This is a genomic window from Sphingomonas sp. CFBP 13603 (genome assembly GCF_014892665.1).
In the GTDB taxonomy this organism is placed as follows: Bacteria; Pseudomonadota; Alphaproteobacteria; order Sphingomonadales; family Sphingomonadaceae; genus Sphingomonas.
This window is the reverse complement of the sequence record NZ_JADBIA010000008.1, coordinates 95,709-113,315: the sequence shown is the minus strand read 5'-3', so window position 1 is coordinate 113,315 and position 17,607 is coordinate 95,709. Positions and strand designations below refer to the sequence as shown.

Sequence of the window (17,607 nt, the reverse complement as noted above, 5' to 3'; positions counted from 1 at the left end):
TTTTCATAGCGTCTCCGTTCGTATCTTTCCCGCGCTGGCGGTTTTGAGGGGCATGATCTGAAGAGGGGCAGGACTCAGGAACGCGTGGCGGAGCCGCCCTTCTGGTCGCCCCCAACCTTGTCTTTGTTGTTCTGCGTCGCGCGTTTGAGCATGAGGCGGTTCGCCATCATGTTCGCACCGGTTTGTAGGAAGCCGTGGCCAGCTGACGACGCACCACCGGCAATACCTGCGGCGATCGATGGCGAATGGAAGAAGAATAGGGTCCCAACGGCGTAGATCAGAAGCGCCGCTACGACAGCGACAAGCACCTTCGCAGCGTTGATGCCTATCCCCACGCCTGTGACCGTGAGGAAGTAGTTGCCGGTAGGATCGATACTCGTCATGACATCGTTCATTGCAGTGGTTTGAAGGCTGGTGACGAACCTCGTCATGATCGCCATTACGACCATAAGGAGGATGTAGTTAGCGGTCTGCTTCAACCACCCGTCAAACAACCATCGCGACGAGCCAAAAAGCAAACAGGCGAGCGCTAAGGGCGCTAGGGCGACACATATCGCGACCGATAGCTTTGCGAATATCACGATGCAGAATCCTGCTACTGCAGATACTGCGGCAAAAATGTAAAGAATAAATACCGCTAACATCATGAGTATAAAATACTCTAGCTTTTGGATCGATAGAGAAACATTGAAAATACCGCCTGCCTGCTGACGTTGCACTTTTTCATTTGCTAACCAAAGCGGCCGCGTAATTTTCACTACATCTACAACATACAAGTCGAAAGTCGTTCCCGGGTTCGTAACTGGGGTTCCAGTGCCGGCCGATATGATCTCATCCGGCAGGTTGGTTACAACATTGACGGCAAATGTTGTGTAACCAATAGAACTCGCCGCAGCTATGACGAAGCCTACTTTACCGGCTTGGAACACCAACTCTCGTAATGGCGCTTGGATTGCTCCGCGCAACACCGCAAAACCCAGCAACAGAAAGTAGATGGTCGCGGCAATACCGAGCGGCGCGACAACAAATGTCACAAGGCCAGAGCCAAGACCCGATACCGAAGTGTCGATCGCAGAGGATATGTAGTTCCACATGGCCGTGAAAGGGCGTGAAAGGGACATAGATATTCACCTTGCAACAACGCTTTTGGAGCGACCTATTCTCTTCCAGAAAGGATGTTGCTGAATGTGTCGTTAGCTTCCTTACCTGCCTGTTGCTGAACCTTGGCTATGGCGGCTGCCTCAGCAGAACCGCACATGTGCCGTGTCTCTTCTTGGCCCAGGTTAGAGTATTCCTCGTGGTGGCACTTATCGAGCCACGTCTTGAGCAAGTCCGGGTTCTTCTCAAATTGAGATTCTGAGGGAACTTGGACAGGTTGTGTGCAACCAGCACTTGCCAGCACAAGCGCTAGTGATAGTGATAGTCGTTTCCGCATCGTCAATTCCCTGCAAGGGTATCGTTGAAAGTTGCTTCTGCATCGCGAGCCGCAGCAGTTTGCGTTGCCGCGAGAGCCAGTGACGCCTGACCTTCCTGGGACATTCGGATCGCTTGCATTTTGAGCATGTCATTCTGGAGCTGCGCCTGCTCGACCGCGACACGCGCTTGCAGATCCATGACGTCCTTCGGATCACGGGCGCTCGACAATTGTTCGCGGAGCTGATCGAGGCCCTGCATCCGGGACTGTGTGATGCTGAGCGTGTTTTCGCCCAGCGCGGCCGTTACGGCTGACGAACCGGTCGCGTCCTTCAGCGCCTGGTTATAGGCCGCGTCGGCATCCGAACCCGACGACGATAGCGCGTATCGGGACTGGATATTCGATGCGAGCGAGCCGAGCGAGCCCAGCTTCGACAGATCGCCGCTGAGCAGGGTCGAGGCATCGATCGTCGTGTTTGGCAGGATATTGCGGACCTGCTGGTTGAGTAACTGCGGCGCGATGCTGTTGACGTTCGTCAGCTTGCGAAGCGAGTTGAGCTGGTTCGCGGCCGTCTCCAGCTGCTGCTTGCCCTGCTCAACCATCGTGAGCGTCTGACGGGCGGTCTGCAGCGCCTGCATATGAGTAGTCGTGTCGAACACCGGGATGCCCTGCGCCGATGCCGGTGATGCGGCTGAAGCCAGCGCAATCGGCGCGGCTGCAAACAGGATGATCCGTCTAAGTGACATATCAGCTTCTCCTTTGGTTTGCGTAGAAATGCGGCAACCACGCCGCAGGATCGTTGCCCGCCAGGGCAATGGCCTCCTCCATGGCGACGAGAGTCTCCTCGCGGCCCGAAAGCACCTTGAGCTCGTCGTGCATTCCGCGGAGGTCGAGCTTCGCGACGATCGACGTATGGCCCTGCTTGACGAGGAAGCACCGGCTCTCGAGCGTCAGCTCCTCCCGGATCAGGCGGTATTCCGCATCGGTCAGCCCGAGCCCCTCGCAATAGTCGGCGCGCTTGGCGTCGGGGTTGGGCAGGAGGATCTTGGTCGCGGTCTGTTCGATGATCGAATGCGCGATCGGCGAACCGAGCGCGTCCGCCGGCGACTGGGTGCCGAACACCAGGAAGGCGTTGCGCTTGCGGAAGGTTTTGAGACCGTCCTGCGCGAACGACCGGAAGGCATCGTCCTGCAACGCCTTCCAGAATTCGTCGATGTCCACCACCACGCGCTGGCCGTTGAGCAGTGCGTCGACGCGGTGGAACAGGTAAAGCATCGTCGGCGTGCGGATCTCCGGATTTTCCAGAAAGTCCGTCATGTCGAAGCCGATGAACCGCTCCGACAGCGACACCTCGTCCTGCGGGCCGTCGAACGCCCAGCCGAGCGGGCCGCCCAGGCACCAGCGCTCCAGCCGGGCACCAATGCCTTCGGCATCGGCATAGCCGAGCATCTCGCGCAACGCGCTGAACGAGCGCGACGCTGCCGGCAGCCGCATGACCGCGTCCAGCCCCTCGTCGATCGACCGCTCTTCGGCGACCGAGAGCGGCCGGTTCTCCCGGCGCACCAGCACCCGCACCAGATGGCGCAGGAAGGCGATGTTGGCGGACGTCGGCTCGAGACCCTTGAGCGGAGCAAAGCCGGTCGGTTCGCCGTTGCGCAGCGAGAGGTAGGTGCCGCCACAGGCCCGCACGAAGATCTCCGCGCCGCGGTCCTTGTCGAAGAAGATCTGCTTCGCCCCGGTCTTTTCGAGCTGCGCTTGCAGGAAGTTCTGCAGCACTGTCTTGCCGTAGCCGGTCGGTCCGATGATGAGGGTGTGGCCGACATCAGTGCGGTGAAAGTTGAACCAGAAGGACGAGCCCGCGCGCGTCTTGAGCAGCGTTACCGCCTCGCCCCAGTGGTTGCCGGACTTGCGACCGGCGGGGAAGGTGTAGAACGGGCTCAGTGCCGCAAAATTGCGGGTGTTGATGACCGCGGGGCGCGCGCGCATCGCGAAATTGCCGGGGAGCTGGGCCCAGAACGCCGCCTCGAGTGCGACATCTTCGCGCGCCATTACCATCCCGGTGTCGGCCGCGGCCGACCGCGCGATCGCCAACCGCTCCAGGAGGCGCTTCGGGTTCTCGTCGATGACCGAGATCGACAAGTGATGCTCGCCCATGGCGAAGCGGTTCGCCATGAGGTCGTCGACGCCGTCGAGCAACTCCTCTGCCTGGCTCACGCCGGCATCGTCCGACGACACCATCTGCTTGTGCTTCTTCGTGAACCGGTCGCTCGCGTCCGACTTGACCAGCGGCGCGAAGCTCTGGGTCAGCACGAACGGAAAATCGAGCGTCAGCAGGCTGTTGAACTGACCCGTTCGCGTGCTGGCGACATATTCGCGCACGCCGAACATGCCGAGATAATGCGACTTGTGCGGCAGCCGGATCTCGGCCGCCTCGCGCCCGAATATGATCCGCGAAGTATAGAGCGCCTGGCCCAACCGCCCGTTGAGCAACGGGACGCGGATGCGGTCGCCGGTGAGGATGAAGTGGAGCACCTCCATCGGCTGCGAGAACAGCACGCCACCATGCTCGTAGAGCGACAGCGGCTCGGGTGCGACATCGGCCAGGAGCGATTCAAAGTCGCGGCACTTGTCCGCCATGATCGTCAGCGCGCGCTCGTCGATCTCGGCGCCCGGGGGGCGCTTTCCGAAGATGCGCGCGATCTGGTCGCCGGCCATGTTCGACGGCCGCACGAGGATCGTGACGTAGAATTCGTTGTGGTAAAGGACCTTCTCCCGCAGCGCTGCGGTATATTTGTCCTGCAAAGCGCGCGCGAAATCGGAATGGAAGTCGCCCTCGATCACCGGGTCGGTCGCCGTCCTGACCAGATGCGTCCAGAGCGCGACGCGATCGTCGCCGATCGAGCGCCATGCGATGTTGAGCTTGTTGTGCCAGGTATTGAGGTCGGAGACGTCGCTGGTCTCGAACGGTCGCCCGTCGACGCGGTACATGCGCATGAGCGAGCCGTCTTCGAGCGCGATCAGGGTCTCGTCGACATGCCGCGTATAGAGGAGGAACTTGACGTCGTCTGCCTCGCGCAGCGCGGTCTTCTTATGCTTGAGCTTGAACTCAATCATTGCCGAAATGCTTTCGCTTCACGCCCTTGGCGAGGCGGACGGGAGAATAGCTCCCGCCCCCCCAGAACTTGCGGTTCTTCGAGAGAAATCCCGTCTGGAACCATAGCCCCCACAGCCGGAAAGCATTGAAGTCGTAGTGACAGATCCAACGCGCCGAAAAGTAGAGCGCCCCGAACAGGCCAAACGGGTAGAAGGGATTGTGGAAAATCCCCCACATCACCATGCAGACCATGATGATCGGCAGGATCGCCTCGAGCGGTAATCCCATGAACACCGATGGCCTGGTCAGGGCCAGGAACACCTTATCCTCGGCGAGCCTCTCGTCCATCTCAGGCCGATCCGCCCATCCAGCCAACGATCGTCGCTGCCGAGAAGATGATCCCGATGCCTATCAGTACTGTGACGGCGCGAGCCCAATCCATCCGGCCGGTCAGCTTGGCGTAGCCCACTGCCATCACCGCGATGACGCCGACGACGGACGCTACCGTGGTCATCCAGGTCTTGATCGTATTCAGGCCGCTCTCGATCGAGGTTCCGTCAGCAAAGGCCGGCTGCGCGATCGAAATGAGGGCCATCACGCCGACAAAGCCGACGAGCTGCCGGGCGCGGGCATCGGACATCATCCGGCCAATTTCGGGTTTGAATTTCATGACGGTCTCCATGGCTTGAGGTTACCTCTCCAGGTCGTGAGTGAGTTCGACCGGTTCGATCTGCCGCACTGGCGTTGGCTCCCGGACCGAGACGTCGAGGCCGCGCCGCAACGTGTCCGAGATCATTTGGCGGCTTTCGAGGTTCGCGGCTGTCATCTGGTCCACGTCACCATCGAAAACCGCGGCAATATGCAGTTTCATCGCCGCTTGTGCCTCGAGCGCGCCGACGAGGCGCGGCTCGGCCGCGATCTGCTCGGTTCCGCCGTGCAGAAACAGCTCCGCCAGGTCTTCGCTCTCGTGATCACGCTCGGCGCGGTCACGCTCGCGTTCCTCACGAACGATCTGGGGTTCCGGTTCGGGCTGCCGTTCCCGCGCGATCGTTGATTCCGCCACCAAACGATCCTCGACGTCCGCCTTGATCTCGTCACGCTCGGGGTCGGGCTCGACGGTCAGCACATCCCGGTGGAGTCCGGACCGGACGACGTAGATCGCGTCGGCGATCTCTGTGTCCCACTTCCCATCCCGGCCTTTCTGGCGCAGCTCAGCCGGCTCGTAGCCGGCCTTCTCGAAGGCGCTGACCAGCGTTGGGCTTTCCAGCGCCCACTCGAATGCGTTGTCCAGCACTTCCCGGTTCAGGCCGAGGCGCTCGTTCTTCAACTGGCGCTCTACCGGATCCATGCCCTCGTGCACGGTCTCGGCTAGCGTTTTGCGGTCTTGCATCAAACTACTTAGCCCCAGCAGCAACCTGCGATCCGCATCTGACAACTCCGCGCCGTTGCTTGCGGGCGGGCAATCCTGCGCTTTCGCATCGCGATCGGCATCAACCGTCCTTGGTGTGATCGTCGCTACGTTCGCTTCGACAGCGGACATAGGCGTGACCTGCTCGGGGGTAGGGGGCGGCGCCTCGGTTGTCCCCCGATGACGGCGCGTTGCATCGGCGCGGCGCATCTCTTCCATCTTCGCTTGCTCGCCGAACTCCGGTTCGTAGCCCCGGACGATCAAACCTTCGCGGGAAGCAGCTGCCCACACGGCTTTACGAAACGTCTGCGAGCCTTCGACGTCGATCCCTTTCCAATCATTGTGCTTGGCGATCTTGGTCAGGGCAGCGATCGTCTCCGGGTCTTCATTGCGCGCCACAATCCGGTCGCCGTTTCCGACGATTTCGATCGACGGAATCTCCCGATCCCTAGGCAGGAACATGCCGACACGACGCTCGCTGCCGTCGCTCGGTTCGATAACGCGGATCTGATACTGATACGCCAGTTCGGGCGGCATCTGAAATGTCGCCGTCTCCTCGACAGTAGACTCTATAGTGCGATCGCCCCGCGCGACCATGTTCTCGGCACTCACTTGAACACCTCGACAGCATTCGAGGCGATCTGCCCGACCACCCAGCTATCGGCATCGGCATAGCGTTTGGCAGGGGGCGCTGTCGGTGCTCTGCCCGGCGTCGTCTGGATCGGGCGCGGCGCTTGAATCGAGCCCATTTCGCGCGCGGCGGACCACACCCGATCGACATAGCCGTTGCGGAAGCCGCGCGTCAGCGTGCCGGTGTTATAAAGCGAATAGGTCGCTGAGATAGCGTCCAGACCATTATAGTGACGGCTGGCGAGACGATAAGCTTCTTGGAGCATTGAGGAGGCAAGCTGCAGGTTTGTGCACGGATCAAATACCTGCTCGACCGTGACGCCCAGCCGCGCGAAATTGGCCGAGTTCAGCTGAGCCAAGCCCACATCGACCGTATAGCCAGCCGCGATATACCGACGTACCAGCGCCACCCCTTGTGCGACTGAGCGCACACGCACGCGCGGGCCCTTGTTGATGTTGATCGACAGGTCGTTTCCGCCGCTTTCTGTCATGACGAGTGGAACAACCGCCTCGGTCGCGACCTCCGGCGCACATTGCTGCGCAAGAGCGGTAATTGCCACGACGGTCTGGGTCATTGCTCGACTACCGGCCGGTAGTGGGTATCAATCGGGTAGTGTAAGGTTCCGACAGGTCCGATGCGGCATAAAGCATGATTTCTGCAGATTAACGGCATACCAATGTATGAAAGACACAGTATGAATACAGGAACTCTATTTATATACTGAACGGCCTTGATAATATCCGCGGCGTTGAGTTTATAGGCCTGCTGTACGCCGACCCCGTTGAGCGGTACCAGGCTGCACATGCCGGGCGTCTTATCGGCACCTGCAATATCCATTCGACGTGAAACTCCTAGCAAGCCCGCTCATCTCTACTGAGATGGTCTCAAGCTGGCGGTGTATGATTTTCACCTACCAAGCGCAGCCACCGTAAATACGGTGATACCGTGGCTGCTGCGTACGGTGTGGTTATATTGCGTACGACTGCCGTGTTTTCCCGGCATCGTCGCGAGTGCCCATAATGTGGGATTTCACTGTTGATTTATGGATCGGTGCGGCAACCGGAGTTTGTCATACGGCCTCATCAGCCATGTCATGCGTGACACTTTACCTTAAACGGGCAAAGTGTCATCGTTGGTACGACTGTCGTGCGCAGTTTTCGGACAACAAACCACATTAGATGTATTACCGGCATTATAGGTGTGTAACTCGCATGGGTTGGAGATGAGCGTCCGTCGCCGCTAGGCTGATATTGTGGGGCTTAGCCGCGCCAGGCTTCGCGCCGGGGAACGGCAGAGTGTCACAGGTGGCAAAAGTTTCTTGTTCGCCACGTCCGGGATTCACATTCCCGCTAGGCGTGGTAAGATTCACATTATGTTCCTGCAGCTTGACCTTTTCGATTGCGCGGAGCCGCCCTCAAAGGGGACCGCGGAGAGTCTCAACCTTCCGGCCCTGATTGAGAGGATCACCGATGTGTCTGCGCGACCGCGCTACGCCTTCATGGTTCTAAACCTCATTGCGAAGGTCGCAGGGAAGAACAGCGGCAGCGCAGGACCCTATGTTATCGATCAGGAGCAGCGCATCCGGCTACGGGACTGGCTTTGCGACGCCCTGATTCCCGTCGCAAAACGAGATCCCCGCCGGTTGGCAATTGTGGAGCAGGTAAAGGCAGGGCTGGTTGCGCAGCAGTTGCTGCCCGCCGACCCGACGGCTGCTGCTCGCATGATCGACGAAGAAGTGAAGGTTCGCGTTCGGCAATCCGGGCGTTGCAATGTGAGTCGCGCAGTGTCCGACCTTGTTCGGGCAGGTCTCATCCGCAGACACTATCAAGGCTACCGCGTCGACCATCATAATCGTGGGGCAAAGCGCGAAGCGGTATACACTATTACTCCCGCAGCGGCTGGGGCCTTGGCGGGGCGCCTTTAGTTGCAACAGGATCGTACGCACCCTTCATCTCCCGCAATGGCGTTCGTTGCTCAGCGATCCCGCCAACCGGTGCCTGATACCGCTGACAGAGTTCTGCGAATGGGCGCGAGCCTACCGATCTTGGCGACGGCAAGAAGCAGATCAAAGGGGAAATGCGGTTTGGGGTGACCGATCAGCCATTGTTCGCGATTGCCGGTTTCTGGCGATCCGTCGGCGATAAGCGCTACTTCGCGATAATGACATGCAACGCGAACGAACTGGTTGCGCCAATATACCCGAAGGCGATGATTACGATTCTGCGGCCGGACGATCACGAGCGTTGGCTCACCGGCAGCTATGACGACGTGCTTGCGTTGCAGCGCCCATATTCTACCGATCGTATGACCGTGCGGGGTCCCGTGTTCCCGACGCGTGTAAGTACCCCTCTTGCCTGAACGGCCGGCCTTGTCGGATCGGGAGGTCTGGGAGAAGGCGTCGAGGATCACTGCAGAATTCGGGGACGATGAGCCTGAGCATTTCGCAGCGAGGCTCTTCGATATCCTCCGCGATACCGCCAATCCGGAAGACTGGCGCCGGATAGCGGTTGCGGTAGATTTTATCGCCGCGTCGTCCAAACAGTAGGGACGGTTCGCCACTGATCGCTTTGGCTCCATAACGTCGCCTGTGCGTTTTAGCGCAACGAAGGAGACAGACATGGCGAACAAAGAAAAGATCACGGACGGTGCCAACGAACGTGCCATCGACGAGCCGATTGCCAGTACCGCACCGGGCATCCCCGATGACGCACTCCTGCCTGGTGAGGAAGTGCCGGACGAGCCTAGCGACGAGGAAGTTGCGCGGATCGCAGCGAAGCTTGGGGCGCCTGACCCAAACCGATAACGGGTTAGGCTTGCGACAGGTTTGGCGTTTCCGGATCAATCTGGGAGACTTCGTCAGCAGGTTCGTAGCGCAGGGTCCACCGGGGGTAGCCCCCTGGTGCGATCTCGATATCGGGCAGTCCGACGGGATCGGCGCCGGTCTCCACCCAGCCAGCACCGTGACAACGATCGCAAGCAGTGCGCTTGCAACGGAAACTGACGAGATCGATCTCGGTGTTCCACTGGCCTCTGCCTTGGCAGACCGGGCACATTGCATCCAGACTACCCTTGCGAGGCTGGAGTGGAACGATGTCGAACGCATGCGGGCTGTCGGGGCCGTCGCAATAGACGATGTTGCTGGCGTGAGGCATGGGCCCTACTCGTGGCACTGTGAGCTAAATGCAATATGGCTCGGCTCGGCGCGGCCAAGGCTCGTTATGTCGGCACCTGCGGCATGTCCGTCGTCTATGGTGGAGACCCGCGTCTTGCACTCGAACTTTAATCCTACAATGCCGTCACAGCTGACAACGGTTTGAATCTGACATTGCTCAATTCGAAGCGAGATCGTGATGTTATGCTTCTAGCCGCATGAGTTTAGCAAAGGCATCTATCTTCATTAAACTCAGATTTGTCAGATTATAATAGATAGAGGCGGCCGTGAACACTTATTGCGCCTCAAGCATACCCTATTGAATATCTCGGATGCGAATGGCATCGAAGATGTAAGCACAAGGACTCAGTGTTGCCTCGCTTGTCGATCTGACGTTCAACGCCGACCGGGTCGCTTACCGCGCAGAAGTGAGGGCCGGCGGCAGGGGTATGTTTGCCAGTGTCCGGCTGATCCGGAGCTTGGCGCGGCAGCGCAAAAAATAAGCTTCGTATAAGATTGGTATCCTGCACCTCCACGCGCAGGTTCTTCGTGCTGCAATCTCGCGGCAATCGAAGGAGTTAATCATGGAGCGCAATGACGATCTCATCGAACTCGGCGTAGCTAGCGTCGAGACCAAGGGTTCGGTCGGTGCCGGGCAGGATGAAATTCTGCAGCGCGCACTCGCCGGCCTCTCCGACGACTGAGCGAAAGGCGGCGCGCGGGCCACTCCGCGCGCCGTATCGCTTGTATGGGATACATATTTCGCCCTGGTCTGCACGCCTGCGATGTCGCTGGAAGCCTTGTCTTTCTCGATCTCCCCGCGGATCGCTATTTCCTGTTGGCCCCCAGCCTCAACACGGCGTGCCTTCGTCTGTGCTCGGGGCATGATACCGACCCAACAAACCAGCTTGCGATTCATCGGTTGGTTGATCGTGACATTGTACGCAGCATTGATGGTGCAATCCGTCCAACGCTCTGCGCCCCGTTAGCGTGTCACACCCCAACCGGAAGAAATCGCGGTATCGAAGCAACATCCTCCTCGGTAATCACTGCACTTGCGCAATATGCCTTTGCTGCCGTGGACCTGAAATGCCGGTCGTTGGATCGCGTTTTGAACGGTATCGCTCGCTCCAGGCTATGCAAGAAACGGGTGCTCGGTGTTCGGTCGGCGCGTGATCCAGCCGAGGTTGCCTGCGCTTTCATGGCCGCCGACCGCCTGATAACCCTCCGTGGACACTGCTTGGTGCGATCGATCGCCATTACACGGACCATGGTTGCGCGCGGCGTCGCACCTGATCTTGTCTTGGGCGTGAAGCTAAGACCCTTTGAAGCCCATTGTTGGGTCCAGCATGACAATATGCTGATCAGCGACGACCCGGGTACCGTTGCTCCCTTTACGCCGATCCTGATTGTATGACGACGCACCGCTATTTTGCGCTGCTCGCGTTCGATCCGGCTACACGGTTGGCGTGGGAAGCCGCTTACGCCAGGGTGATTGCCGAGGCCGGGACTTTCGCCGTACAAAACGTTGGCCCGCGAGTGGTTGTGATCGCCGAGCAGAATGGGCTTGTCGCGATTGGCGACCAAGGTGCCGTCGTTGGCCGGCTTCATGCAAGGCAATCCACTACAACGCTGCATACGTTCGATGCCGAAGCAGCCCGCATGGCCGTGCGCACGCAGGGCGCATCGCTTCTGCGTGCCTGTTGGGGCTCCTATGTCGCATTCATCGCAACGTCCGCTGAAGACGGCGTTCACGTTCTTCGCAGCCCGTTCGGGGACCTAGGCTGCTATTGGGCGCGATCACCATTCGGCATTCTGGTTGGCTCCGACATCGATCTGCTGCGTCGCTTCGGTGGGTATAGCCTCAAAGTTCTATGGTCCGCTGTCGTGCGACATCTGGTAGCCAGCGATCTTCATGCGCAGCAGACTTGCCTCGAAGGCCTGAACGAACTTTTGGGTGGCGAACGACTGAGCGATAGGGCGGGCCGGTATACCGTAGATAAGCCCTGGCGCGTCTGGGATTTTGTCGATGCTGATGTACGTATACGCGATGCAGACGAGGCCGCAGACAGCGTACGCGACGCCGTTCAAGCCAGCGTCGCCGCACAGGCCCGATCTCATTCGAAGATACTACTGCGGTTGTCCGGCGGTCTCGATTCTTCGATCGTGGCGGCGAGCCTGGCCAAGACTGAGACGCCGTGTGTAGCGGTGACAATGGTGACGCGAGACCGAGGCGGTGATGAGCGTAGGCACGCGCAGTCCGTTGCTAGGCATATGGGGATACCCTTAAGCGAGGTAATACGAAGTACAGACCTGGTCGATCTCGCTGTATCTGAGGCCCGCACTTTGCCCCGCCCGACGGCACGCGCTTTCGCACAAGCCAGCCTGTACGTTGCAAGTGCGCTCGCGCGCCAATACGGCGCAACCGCGATCTTCGATGGGGGCGGGGGCGACAACATGTTCGCAGCCTTGCAATCCCCGGCGCCCGTTGCCGACTGTCTTTACCGAACCGGAGGATGGGGGCATTTCTGGCGCACGGCGCGATCGATAGGGATCGCGGCTGATACCGGAACCGCGTACGTGGCACGCCGCGCAATCTGGCGTGCTGCAACGCGGGGGCCTGCTAATCGGTGGCACGCCGATCTACGTTTGTTATCGTCCAAAGCCTGCGCAATGGCCCGGGGAGCGACTGACCATCCGTGGCTTGTACCGCCTAAAGGCGTTCTGCCCGGCAGTGCGGCGCACGTTGCTCTTCTTGTCGCAGCCTCGAGCGTCGTGCAATCGCGCGATCCCCAAACCGCTATCCCTTTGTGTTCTCCCCTGATCACGCAACCTGTCGCTGAGGCATGTTTACGCGTCCCGAGCTGGCTGTGGACGCAAGACGGCCAAAATCGGGCAGTCGCCCGCAACGCGTTTCGGGGTGTCCTGCCCTCAGGCATTTGCGACCGACGCGACAAAGGCTTGCCGGACAGCTTTCTTATCGAGCTTATCGAGGTCAACCATCGTCAAATATCGAGTATGCTATTTGACGGGCTTCTTGCTGCCGAAGGTCTTATTGATACGGCTGCGCTGGCAGAGACGATGCATCCGGCGCGGCTGGCTAAGGGCGCAGGCTATATTCGAGTAATGCAACTGGTGGATACCGAGGCCTGGGTCCGATCGATGCTATTGCAAGCGCAATCGCTAACCAGGCTTTCTGTTCCCAGCTGACACATCGGAATGCTCAGCGCGTAGCATCGACCAGCGTTGATAGTCGGCAACCTTTGCAGGATCAGGGTCGACTACACCTTGGAACCAGAAAGCAAACCAATCGATCGCCCGGGTATAGGCCGCCAGTCGATGCGCTGGCTGCCACTTGATATGATGCTCGTCGGGAAAGACGACCATATCGACCGGCTTGTCGTGTTCGCGCAGCGCTGTGAAGGTTTCGAGTGCCAGCAGGTATTCGTCGTCTGATGCCTGGATCAGCAGGGGAACGTCCATTGTCGATGCATTAAGGGCAAGGGATGCAGGCTTCCAGAAAGCTGGCGCTTCGTCGGTTGCGCGGGGGTAACCAAGCATACGATTAAAGTCGGCCCACGCGGGACCGCCATAGGTCATGGCGGTCTTGGGTTCGAGGCTGCTCGAACTCACGGCTGCGGCCGAGAAGACACGACTGTTGATCAGCGCGAACCGCGCGCTGGTCGCGCCATCGCTGACACCAGTAATGCCGATGTGATGGGTATCGATCAGCCCCCGCGCCGCTACCAGCGATATGCCTGTCATCATGGACGAAAGCTGGCTGCGGCGGTCGGCCCAGTCGGTAAGACCGGCACGATTGACCGCGTCCCAATCCTTGAGGCCTGGGAAAGCAAGGCCTATCGTTTGTGGTACTTCAAGGCTGAGAACGGCAAAGCCGCGCGCAGCGAGTGCGAAGATAGGATATTCGTCACCGGTCCCACCGCGCAGGAATCCCAGACTGCGATACTGGACGACGATCAGCGGCAGTGCCTTACCGGTCTTGTGGCTGGGGGGCAGAACCAAATCGCCCCATGCCGGTAGTCCGTAGTCGTTGGTCCATGTCAGCCGTTCGACGGTACCGAACTGCCACCGAGCGGCCTGGGGATTTGGATCGTATATTGGCGCTGCGACACCTGTTTTCGCCTCAAGATCGACGATCTGCCGCGGTGATGTGGACGTCTCACGCAAGCATAGCAGGCGCGATGCATGCGTGAGACAGCCAAGCAGCACGTCGTCGGTGACCCACAAACGTTTGGGCGCGCCAGTGCCTGGTATCCATCGGTAGAACGCCAATTGGCTTTTTGCCCACCCCTCGCGACGCAGATACAAAACCCCGCGTTCGGTCGCGGTCCAGAAAAGGCGGACGATACCCCCTACGCAGGCGCTGGCTGTACATGGTGACTGTATGCCGTCCGCATCGGTAAAGTGGAGCCGACGAGGAGTAGCAGGTGAAGCATCATCGGCATCCAACCAGGCAGTTGCGCCCTTCGCGCTGACCAGTCTGGTCCCATTTCCGCCCCGTTCTCTGGCTTCCAAGCGAAAAGTCTGGACGGAATTTGCTTTGTTGATCGTGCCTGCCCGCAAGTCGATCGCTTCGATCACGGCCGGTACAGTCCCGCGCATCTGGGGGTGGGGGCCATAGGTCGGCGCGAAGCGGGCATCGTAACGCCACCCCATTCGTCCCTCCGCTGTGTCCTGTGCGCGGATCGCTATCTGTCCGGGACGGCTTGAGACGACCATGGTGCCGTTCGACGCCCAGATCCATTGCTCGATATCGACCGGCGAGCGGGTTACGGGCTTCGCGGTTCCAGTCGCGACATCGACCCGCCAAACTTGCGTGGTTCCATTGTCCCGGCGCAGATAGCCAATCGAACGACCGTCGGGAGACCATGCCGGCGTCACCGTTGCGGCCAAGCCAAAAGGGACCATCAATCCGCGGACATTGGCCGAGACCATCATGAATGCGCCGCCCCGATCCACGACCCGCGGTACGGCGCCCGGCTTGATGTCGGCGACGAGCAGCATGCGGCAATAGCTGTTGGTATCCGGGTCACCCTGGCTGAGGACGAATGCTACCATGGTGCCATCTGGCGAGATTGCGAGCGGGCTTGGCATATCTACTGCCGAGGAGTCCGGCGTCCCGATATCGCGCAAGCGCACCAGATCGTCTGGAGTGATGGTGTGAGCACGCTTTGCCGCCGGCGCGATCGATGGAGGCAAGCAGTCGGCTCCGGCGAGCATGGGGCCGAGCAGCCAAGCCGTCGTCATGATCCCGATCATCACTCTAAAAGAGCGGCTCACCATGATTTGGCGATCGATAGGCCGACGTAGCGACCGACAGGCGAGTAGTTCGTGGAATCATACGGCGCTTCGAAGAAAATGCCCGCAATCGAGGCAGGCGTGTCGTTGAACACGTTCTGCACGCTCAGCGCGATATCGATCCCCCGTAATGTTTGGGGGCCTTTCGTGTTGTAGCGAACCGTCAGGTCGAGCGGTGCCATCGCTGCAACACGTTGGCTGGGTACGGCGCGCGTATCTGTGACGCTGCCGATATAGCTCAGCGTAGTCGTGAGGGTGAGTGCGCCATCACGCCAGCTAGCGCCGCCACGCGCCCGGACATGTGGTGGGTTGAAGATGGTGCCGGCGAGCGTGGTGACGGGCAGTGTAGGGGTGATCTGCTGATTGCTCGTCAGATAGGTCGCATTCGCACTCAGATCGATGGATTGGTCGGGTCCACCGATCTGGAAATGGTATCGTGCCAACGCATCCACGCCGTGGATCCGTTGCCTGCCTGCATTGACGTTGCTTGCATCTGCGATCGCGACGATCGTGGCCGGGTTATAGGGGGCACCGCTTGCGTTGACGAACGACGGCGACGCGGTCACCCGCGCGGCGATCTCGGCTGCCGTGGGATTGCGGGTGACATAATCAGCATAGATCGGATTGCTAAGGGCCTGCGACGCGCGGTCGATCGGCGTGACGATGCGGTCGCGATACCGGGTATCGAAATAGCTGATCTCGAGCTGCGCACCGCGGAGGGCGGGGGGATGGATGACGAGTGTTGCCGAACAACTCGTGGCGCGTTCTGGGCGCAGGTCGGCGTTCCCGCCGCTGACCAGGGCAACGGTCGACCCTGCCGGATACCCTGTACCGCCTACCTGCGCGGCGCGGTACAGGACCACGCCGGTTGGTTGAAACGCCTGACGCAGGGTCGGCGCGCGAAACGACTGACCCCAGCTGGCCTTGATGTCGAAGGTCGCGTCGGGTGCGTAGATCAAACCGATCTTGGGTGTCGCTACGTCGCCAATCCCAGGATAGCGCTCGTACCTTGCGGCAGCAGTGAGATTGAGCCGGGCAATGCCGGGCACGGCCATGTCCGGTGAGGCGATCGGCAGACTGAGCTCGGCGTAACCATAAGAGCTGTCTTGGCCGCGTGTGAAATTCTGGGTGTTGCCTGAGCCTGCCGAAAAGGCCGTCCCGTTCGATCGATATCCAGCGCCCAGTGCAACCTTGAGATTGCCCGCGGGCAGGGTGGCAAGCGCTCCGTTGCCATTCAGTTCAATCGACTGCTGGTCGTTACAATAGCATCCGGCGCTGGTGTAATCGAGCCGGGTACCGGTGAACTCCCGGGTCAGGAACCGGGTGCGATCCTGCGCAACCGATCCAGCAAGCGCGATGCGCCAGTCTTGTCCGACCCGCCATTCGACCGAAGGGGCAATGACAAAGGACCGGGCGCCACCCGTGCGCTCGCCATGCGCGATTGCACGATCCCCGCTTTCATCAAGCGGGTAGGCGAGCGCCTCGGTTCGACGATTGTACAGCGCATCGAGCGACACTGTGAGGTTGTCACCGATCGTCTGGTGGCCGGTAAACAAGACGTTGTGGCTCTTGATGGCCGGATAGAGGGTCAGCCCGGGGGTGACACTTTTTGCATAGTCACGCTGCGACGCCGTAATTTGCGTGTTGCGGTTGAACTCATAGGCAAGTGCGAAGCCGCCCGAACGCCACGTCGTACCGCTCAGCACGCCATATTGCTGGGTGAAGTTTCCGCCGTCTGCTGAAACGCCCAGACCGGCCCGCGCCTCTATGCCGCGGTAATCGCGCTTCAATACGATGTTGGCCACCCCGGCAACGGCATCGGACCCGTAGATCGCCGAGGCGCCGTCCGGAACGATCTCTAGTCGGTCGACTGCGCTTAGTGGGATCGCCGACACGTCGACACTCTGCCGCGCACCGCCATAGGAGACGCGGTGTCCGTTGAGCAGCGTCAGCGTCGCATCGCTGCCCAACCCTCGCAGGTTGATCGAAGATCCACCCCCGACATCGCCACCGCTACTCCCAGGAACGTTCAGACCGATCCCGGGCTGCTGGCCCCCGCCAAAGCTTTGCGGCAGCGAGCGGACTACGTCGCCAAGGGTGGCCTGTCCTGTGTTGCGGATCGCTTCCTGGCTAAGCGTTATGACAGGGGACGCGATCGGTGTGCCGCGGATTCGTGAACCGGTGACGACGATGTCAGACGGCGGGGTTGGTATTGCGTCGCTTGCGCCGACGACGGGCGGGGTGTGGTCGGCAGCGCGAATAAGGATCGCATCGCCGTCATAGATCGCCGTCAGCCCCGATTCAGCCAGGAGCTGGTCGATGACCTGTTCGATTGTGTAGACCCCCTCGACGCGCGGCGCTTGCCTACCGGCTACGCTATGAGCCGGAAACATGATCTGCCGGCCAGATATGCGCCCTGCTTCACGTAACGCCGCTTCCAAGCCTTGTGCCGGCAGATGATAGGCCTGTGATGGGCTCGTCAGGCCGAATGCAGGTGTCGAACATACTGCACTTACGAGTATGGCTGTTGCCAGCATGGCGCGTCGGATGCGTCGGTCGTGATGTCCCATTCTGCCCCCTTGTGTCCGCC

16 protein-coding genes are annotated in these 17,607 nt (G+C 60.2%); 6 read left to right on the top strand and 10 right to left on the bottom strand.

The window, feature by feature from the left end; genetic code table 11:
• Positions 1-74: 74 nt before the first annotated feature.
• From IFR23_RS13505 to IFR23_RS13475, 7 genes are all read right to left on the bottom strand, one after another.
• Positions 75-1,121: a type IV secretion system protein gene (locus IFR23_RS13505; protein WP_192976368.1), complete on the bottom strand. Its 1,047-nt coding sequence runs from the start codon at positions 1,119-1,121 to the stop codon at positions 75-77.
• A 316-nt stretch (positions 1,122-1,437) separates the two neighbouring features.
• Positions 1,438-2,229: a type IV secretion system protein gene (locus IFR23_RS13500; RefSeq protein WP_244655672.1), complete on the bottom strand. Its 792-nt coding sequence runs from the start codon at positions 2,227-2,229 to the stop codon at positions 1,438-1,440.
• Complete coding sequence (locus IFR23_RS13495; RefSeq protein WP_192976367.1) at positions 2,162-4,528, bottom strand: VirB4 family type IV secretion/conjugal transfer ATPase; 2,367 nt, start codon at positions 4,526-4,528, stop codon at positions 2,162-2,164. The genes IFR23_RS13500 and IFR23_RS13495 overlap by 68 nt, the downstream gene beginning before the upstream one ends.
• A complete protein-coding gene (locus IFR23_RS13490; RefSeq protein WP_192976366.1) occupies positions 4,521-4,856 on the bottom strand; it encodes a type IV secretion system protein VirB3 in 336 nt (111 codons plus the stop codon). Before IFR23_RS13490 ends, IFR23_RS13495 begins: the two co-directional genes overlap by 8 nt.
• 1 nt (position 4,857) lies before the next feature.
• Positions 4,858-5,190, bottom strand: a complete 333-nt coding sequence (locus IFR23_RS13485) for a TrbC/VirB2 family protein (RefSeq protein ID WP_244655671.1) — start codon at positions 5,188-5,190, stop codon at positions 4,858-4,860.
• A 9-nt stretch (positions 5,191-5,199) separates the two neighbouring features.
• Positions 5,200-6,528 (bottom strand): LPD7 domain-containing protein, encoded by a 1,329-nt coding sequence (locus tag IFR23_RS13480; RefSeq protein WP_192976365.1) that lies wholly within the window; start codon positions 6,526-6,528, stop codon positions 5,200-5,202.
• The gene (locus tag IFR23_RS13475) at positions 6,525-7,121 is read right to left on the bottom strand and encodes a lytic transglycosylase domain-containing protein (RefSeq protein WP_192976364.1); all 597 of its coding nucleotides are present in this window, start codon (positions 7,119-7,121) and stop codon (positions 6,525-6,527) included. Before IFR23_RS13475 ends, IFR23_RS13480 begins: the two co-directional genes overlap by 4 nt.
• A 798-nt stretch (positions 7,122-7,919) precedes the next feature.
• Here IFR23_RS13475 and IFR23_RS13470 point away from each other — a divergent pair.
• The 3 genes from IFR23_RS13470 to IFR23_RS13460 all read left to right on the top strand — a co-directional run bounded on the left by IFR23_RS13470 (position 7,920) and on the right by IFR23_RS13460 (position 9,350).
• The gene (locus IFR23_RS13470; RefSeq protein WP_192239723.1) at positions 7,920-8,471 is read left to right on the top strand and encodes a hypothetical protein; all 552 of its coding nucleotides are present in this window, start codon (positions 7,920-7,922) and stop codon (positions 8,469-8,471) included.
• A gap of 164 nt (positions 8,472-8,635) precedes the next feature.
• Positions 8,636-8,905, top strand: a complete 270-nt coding sequence (locus IFR23_RS20565; protein WP_192976363.1) for an SOS response-associated peptidase family protein — start codon at positions 8,636-8,638, stop codon at positions 8,903-8,905.
• A 259-nt stretch (positions 8,906-9,164) separates the two neighbouring features.
• The gene (locus IFR23_RS13460) at positions 9,165-9,350 is read left to right on the top strand and encodes a hypothetical protein (protein ID WP_192239725.1); all 186 of its coding nucleotides are present in this window, start codon (positions 9,165-9,167) and stop codon (positions 9,348-9,350) included.
• Positions 9,351-9,354: 4 nt separating this feature from the next.
• Here the strand turns inward: IFR23_RS13460 and IFR23_RS13455 are convergent, their stop codons facing one another.
• A complete protein-coding gene (locus IFR23_RS13455; RefSeq protein WP_192239726.1) occupies positions 9,355-9,699 on the bottom strand; it encodes a hypothetical protein in 345 nt (114 codons plus the stop codon).
• Positions 9,700-10,282: 583 nt separating this feature from the next.
• Here IFR23_RS13455 and IFR23_RS13450 point away from each other — a divergent pair.
• From IFR23_RS13450 to IFR23_RS13440, 3 genes are read left to right on the top strand one after another with little or no spacing between them, the layout of a single operon-like run.
• The gene (locus tag IFR23_RS13450) at positions 10,283-10,402 is read left to right on the top strand and encodes a benenodin family lasso peptide (RefSeq protein WP_192239727.1); all 120 of its coding nucleotides are present in this window, start codon (positions 10,283-10,285) and stop codon (positions 10,400-10,402) included.
• 44 nt (positions 10,403-10,446) lie between these two features.
• Positions 10,447-11,115, top strand: a complete 669-nt coding sequence (locus IFR23_RS13445) for a lasso peptide biosynthesis B2 protein (protein ID WP_192976362.1) — start codon at positions 10,447-10,449, stop codon at positions 11,113-11,115.
• Positions 11,112-12,908, top strand: a complete 1,797-nt coding sequence (locus IFR23_RS13440; protein WP_192976361.1) for an asparagine synthase-related protein — start codon at positions 11,112-11,114, stop codon at positions 12,906-12,908. The genes IFR23_RS13445 and IFR23_RS13440 overlap by 4 nt, the downstream gene beginning before the upstream one ends.
• Here the strand turns inward: IFR23_RS13440 and IFR23_RS13435 are convergent.
• Together IFR23_RS13435 and IFR23_RS13430 are read right to left on the bottom strand one after the other, a co-directional pair.
• The gene (locus IFR23_RS13435) at positions 12,882-15,002 is read right to left on the bottom strand and encodes an Atxe2 family lasso peptide isopeptidase (protein WP_192976360.1); all 2,121 of its coding nucleotides are present in this window, start codon (positions 15,000-15,002) and stop codon (positions 12,882-12,884) included. The two genes, IFR23_RS13440 and IFR23_RS13435, sit on opposite strands and share 27 nt — an antisense overlap.
• Positions 14,996-17,554, bottom strand: coding sequence for a TonB-dependent receptor (locus IFR23_RS13430; RefSeq protein WP_192976359.1), 2,559 nt, complete (start codon positions 17,552-17,554; stop codon positions 14,996-14,998). The genes IFR23_RS13435 and IFR23_RS13430 overlap by 7 nt, the downstream gene beginning before the upstream one ends.
• Between the last annotated feature and the right edge of the window lie 53 nt (positions 17,555-17,607).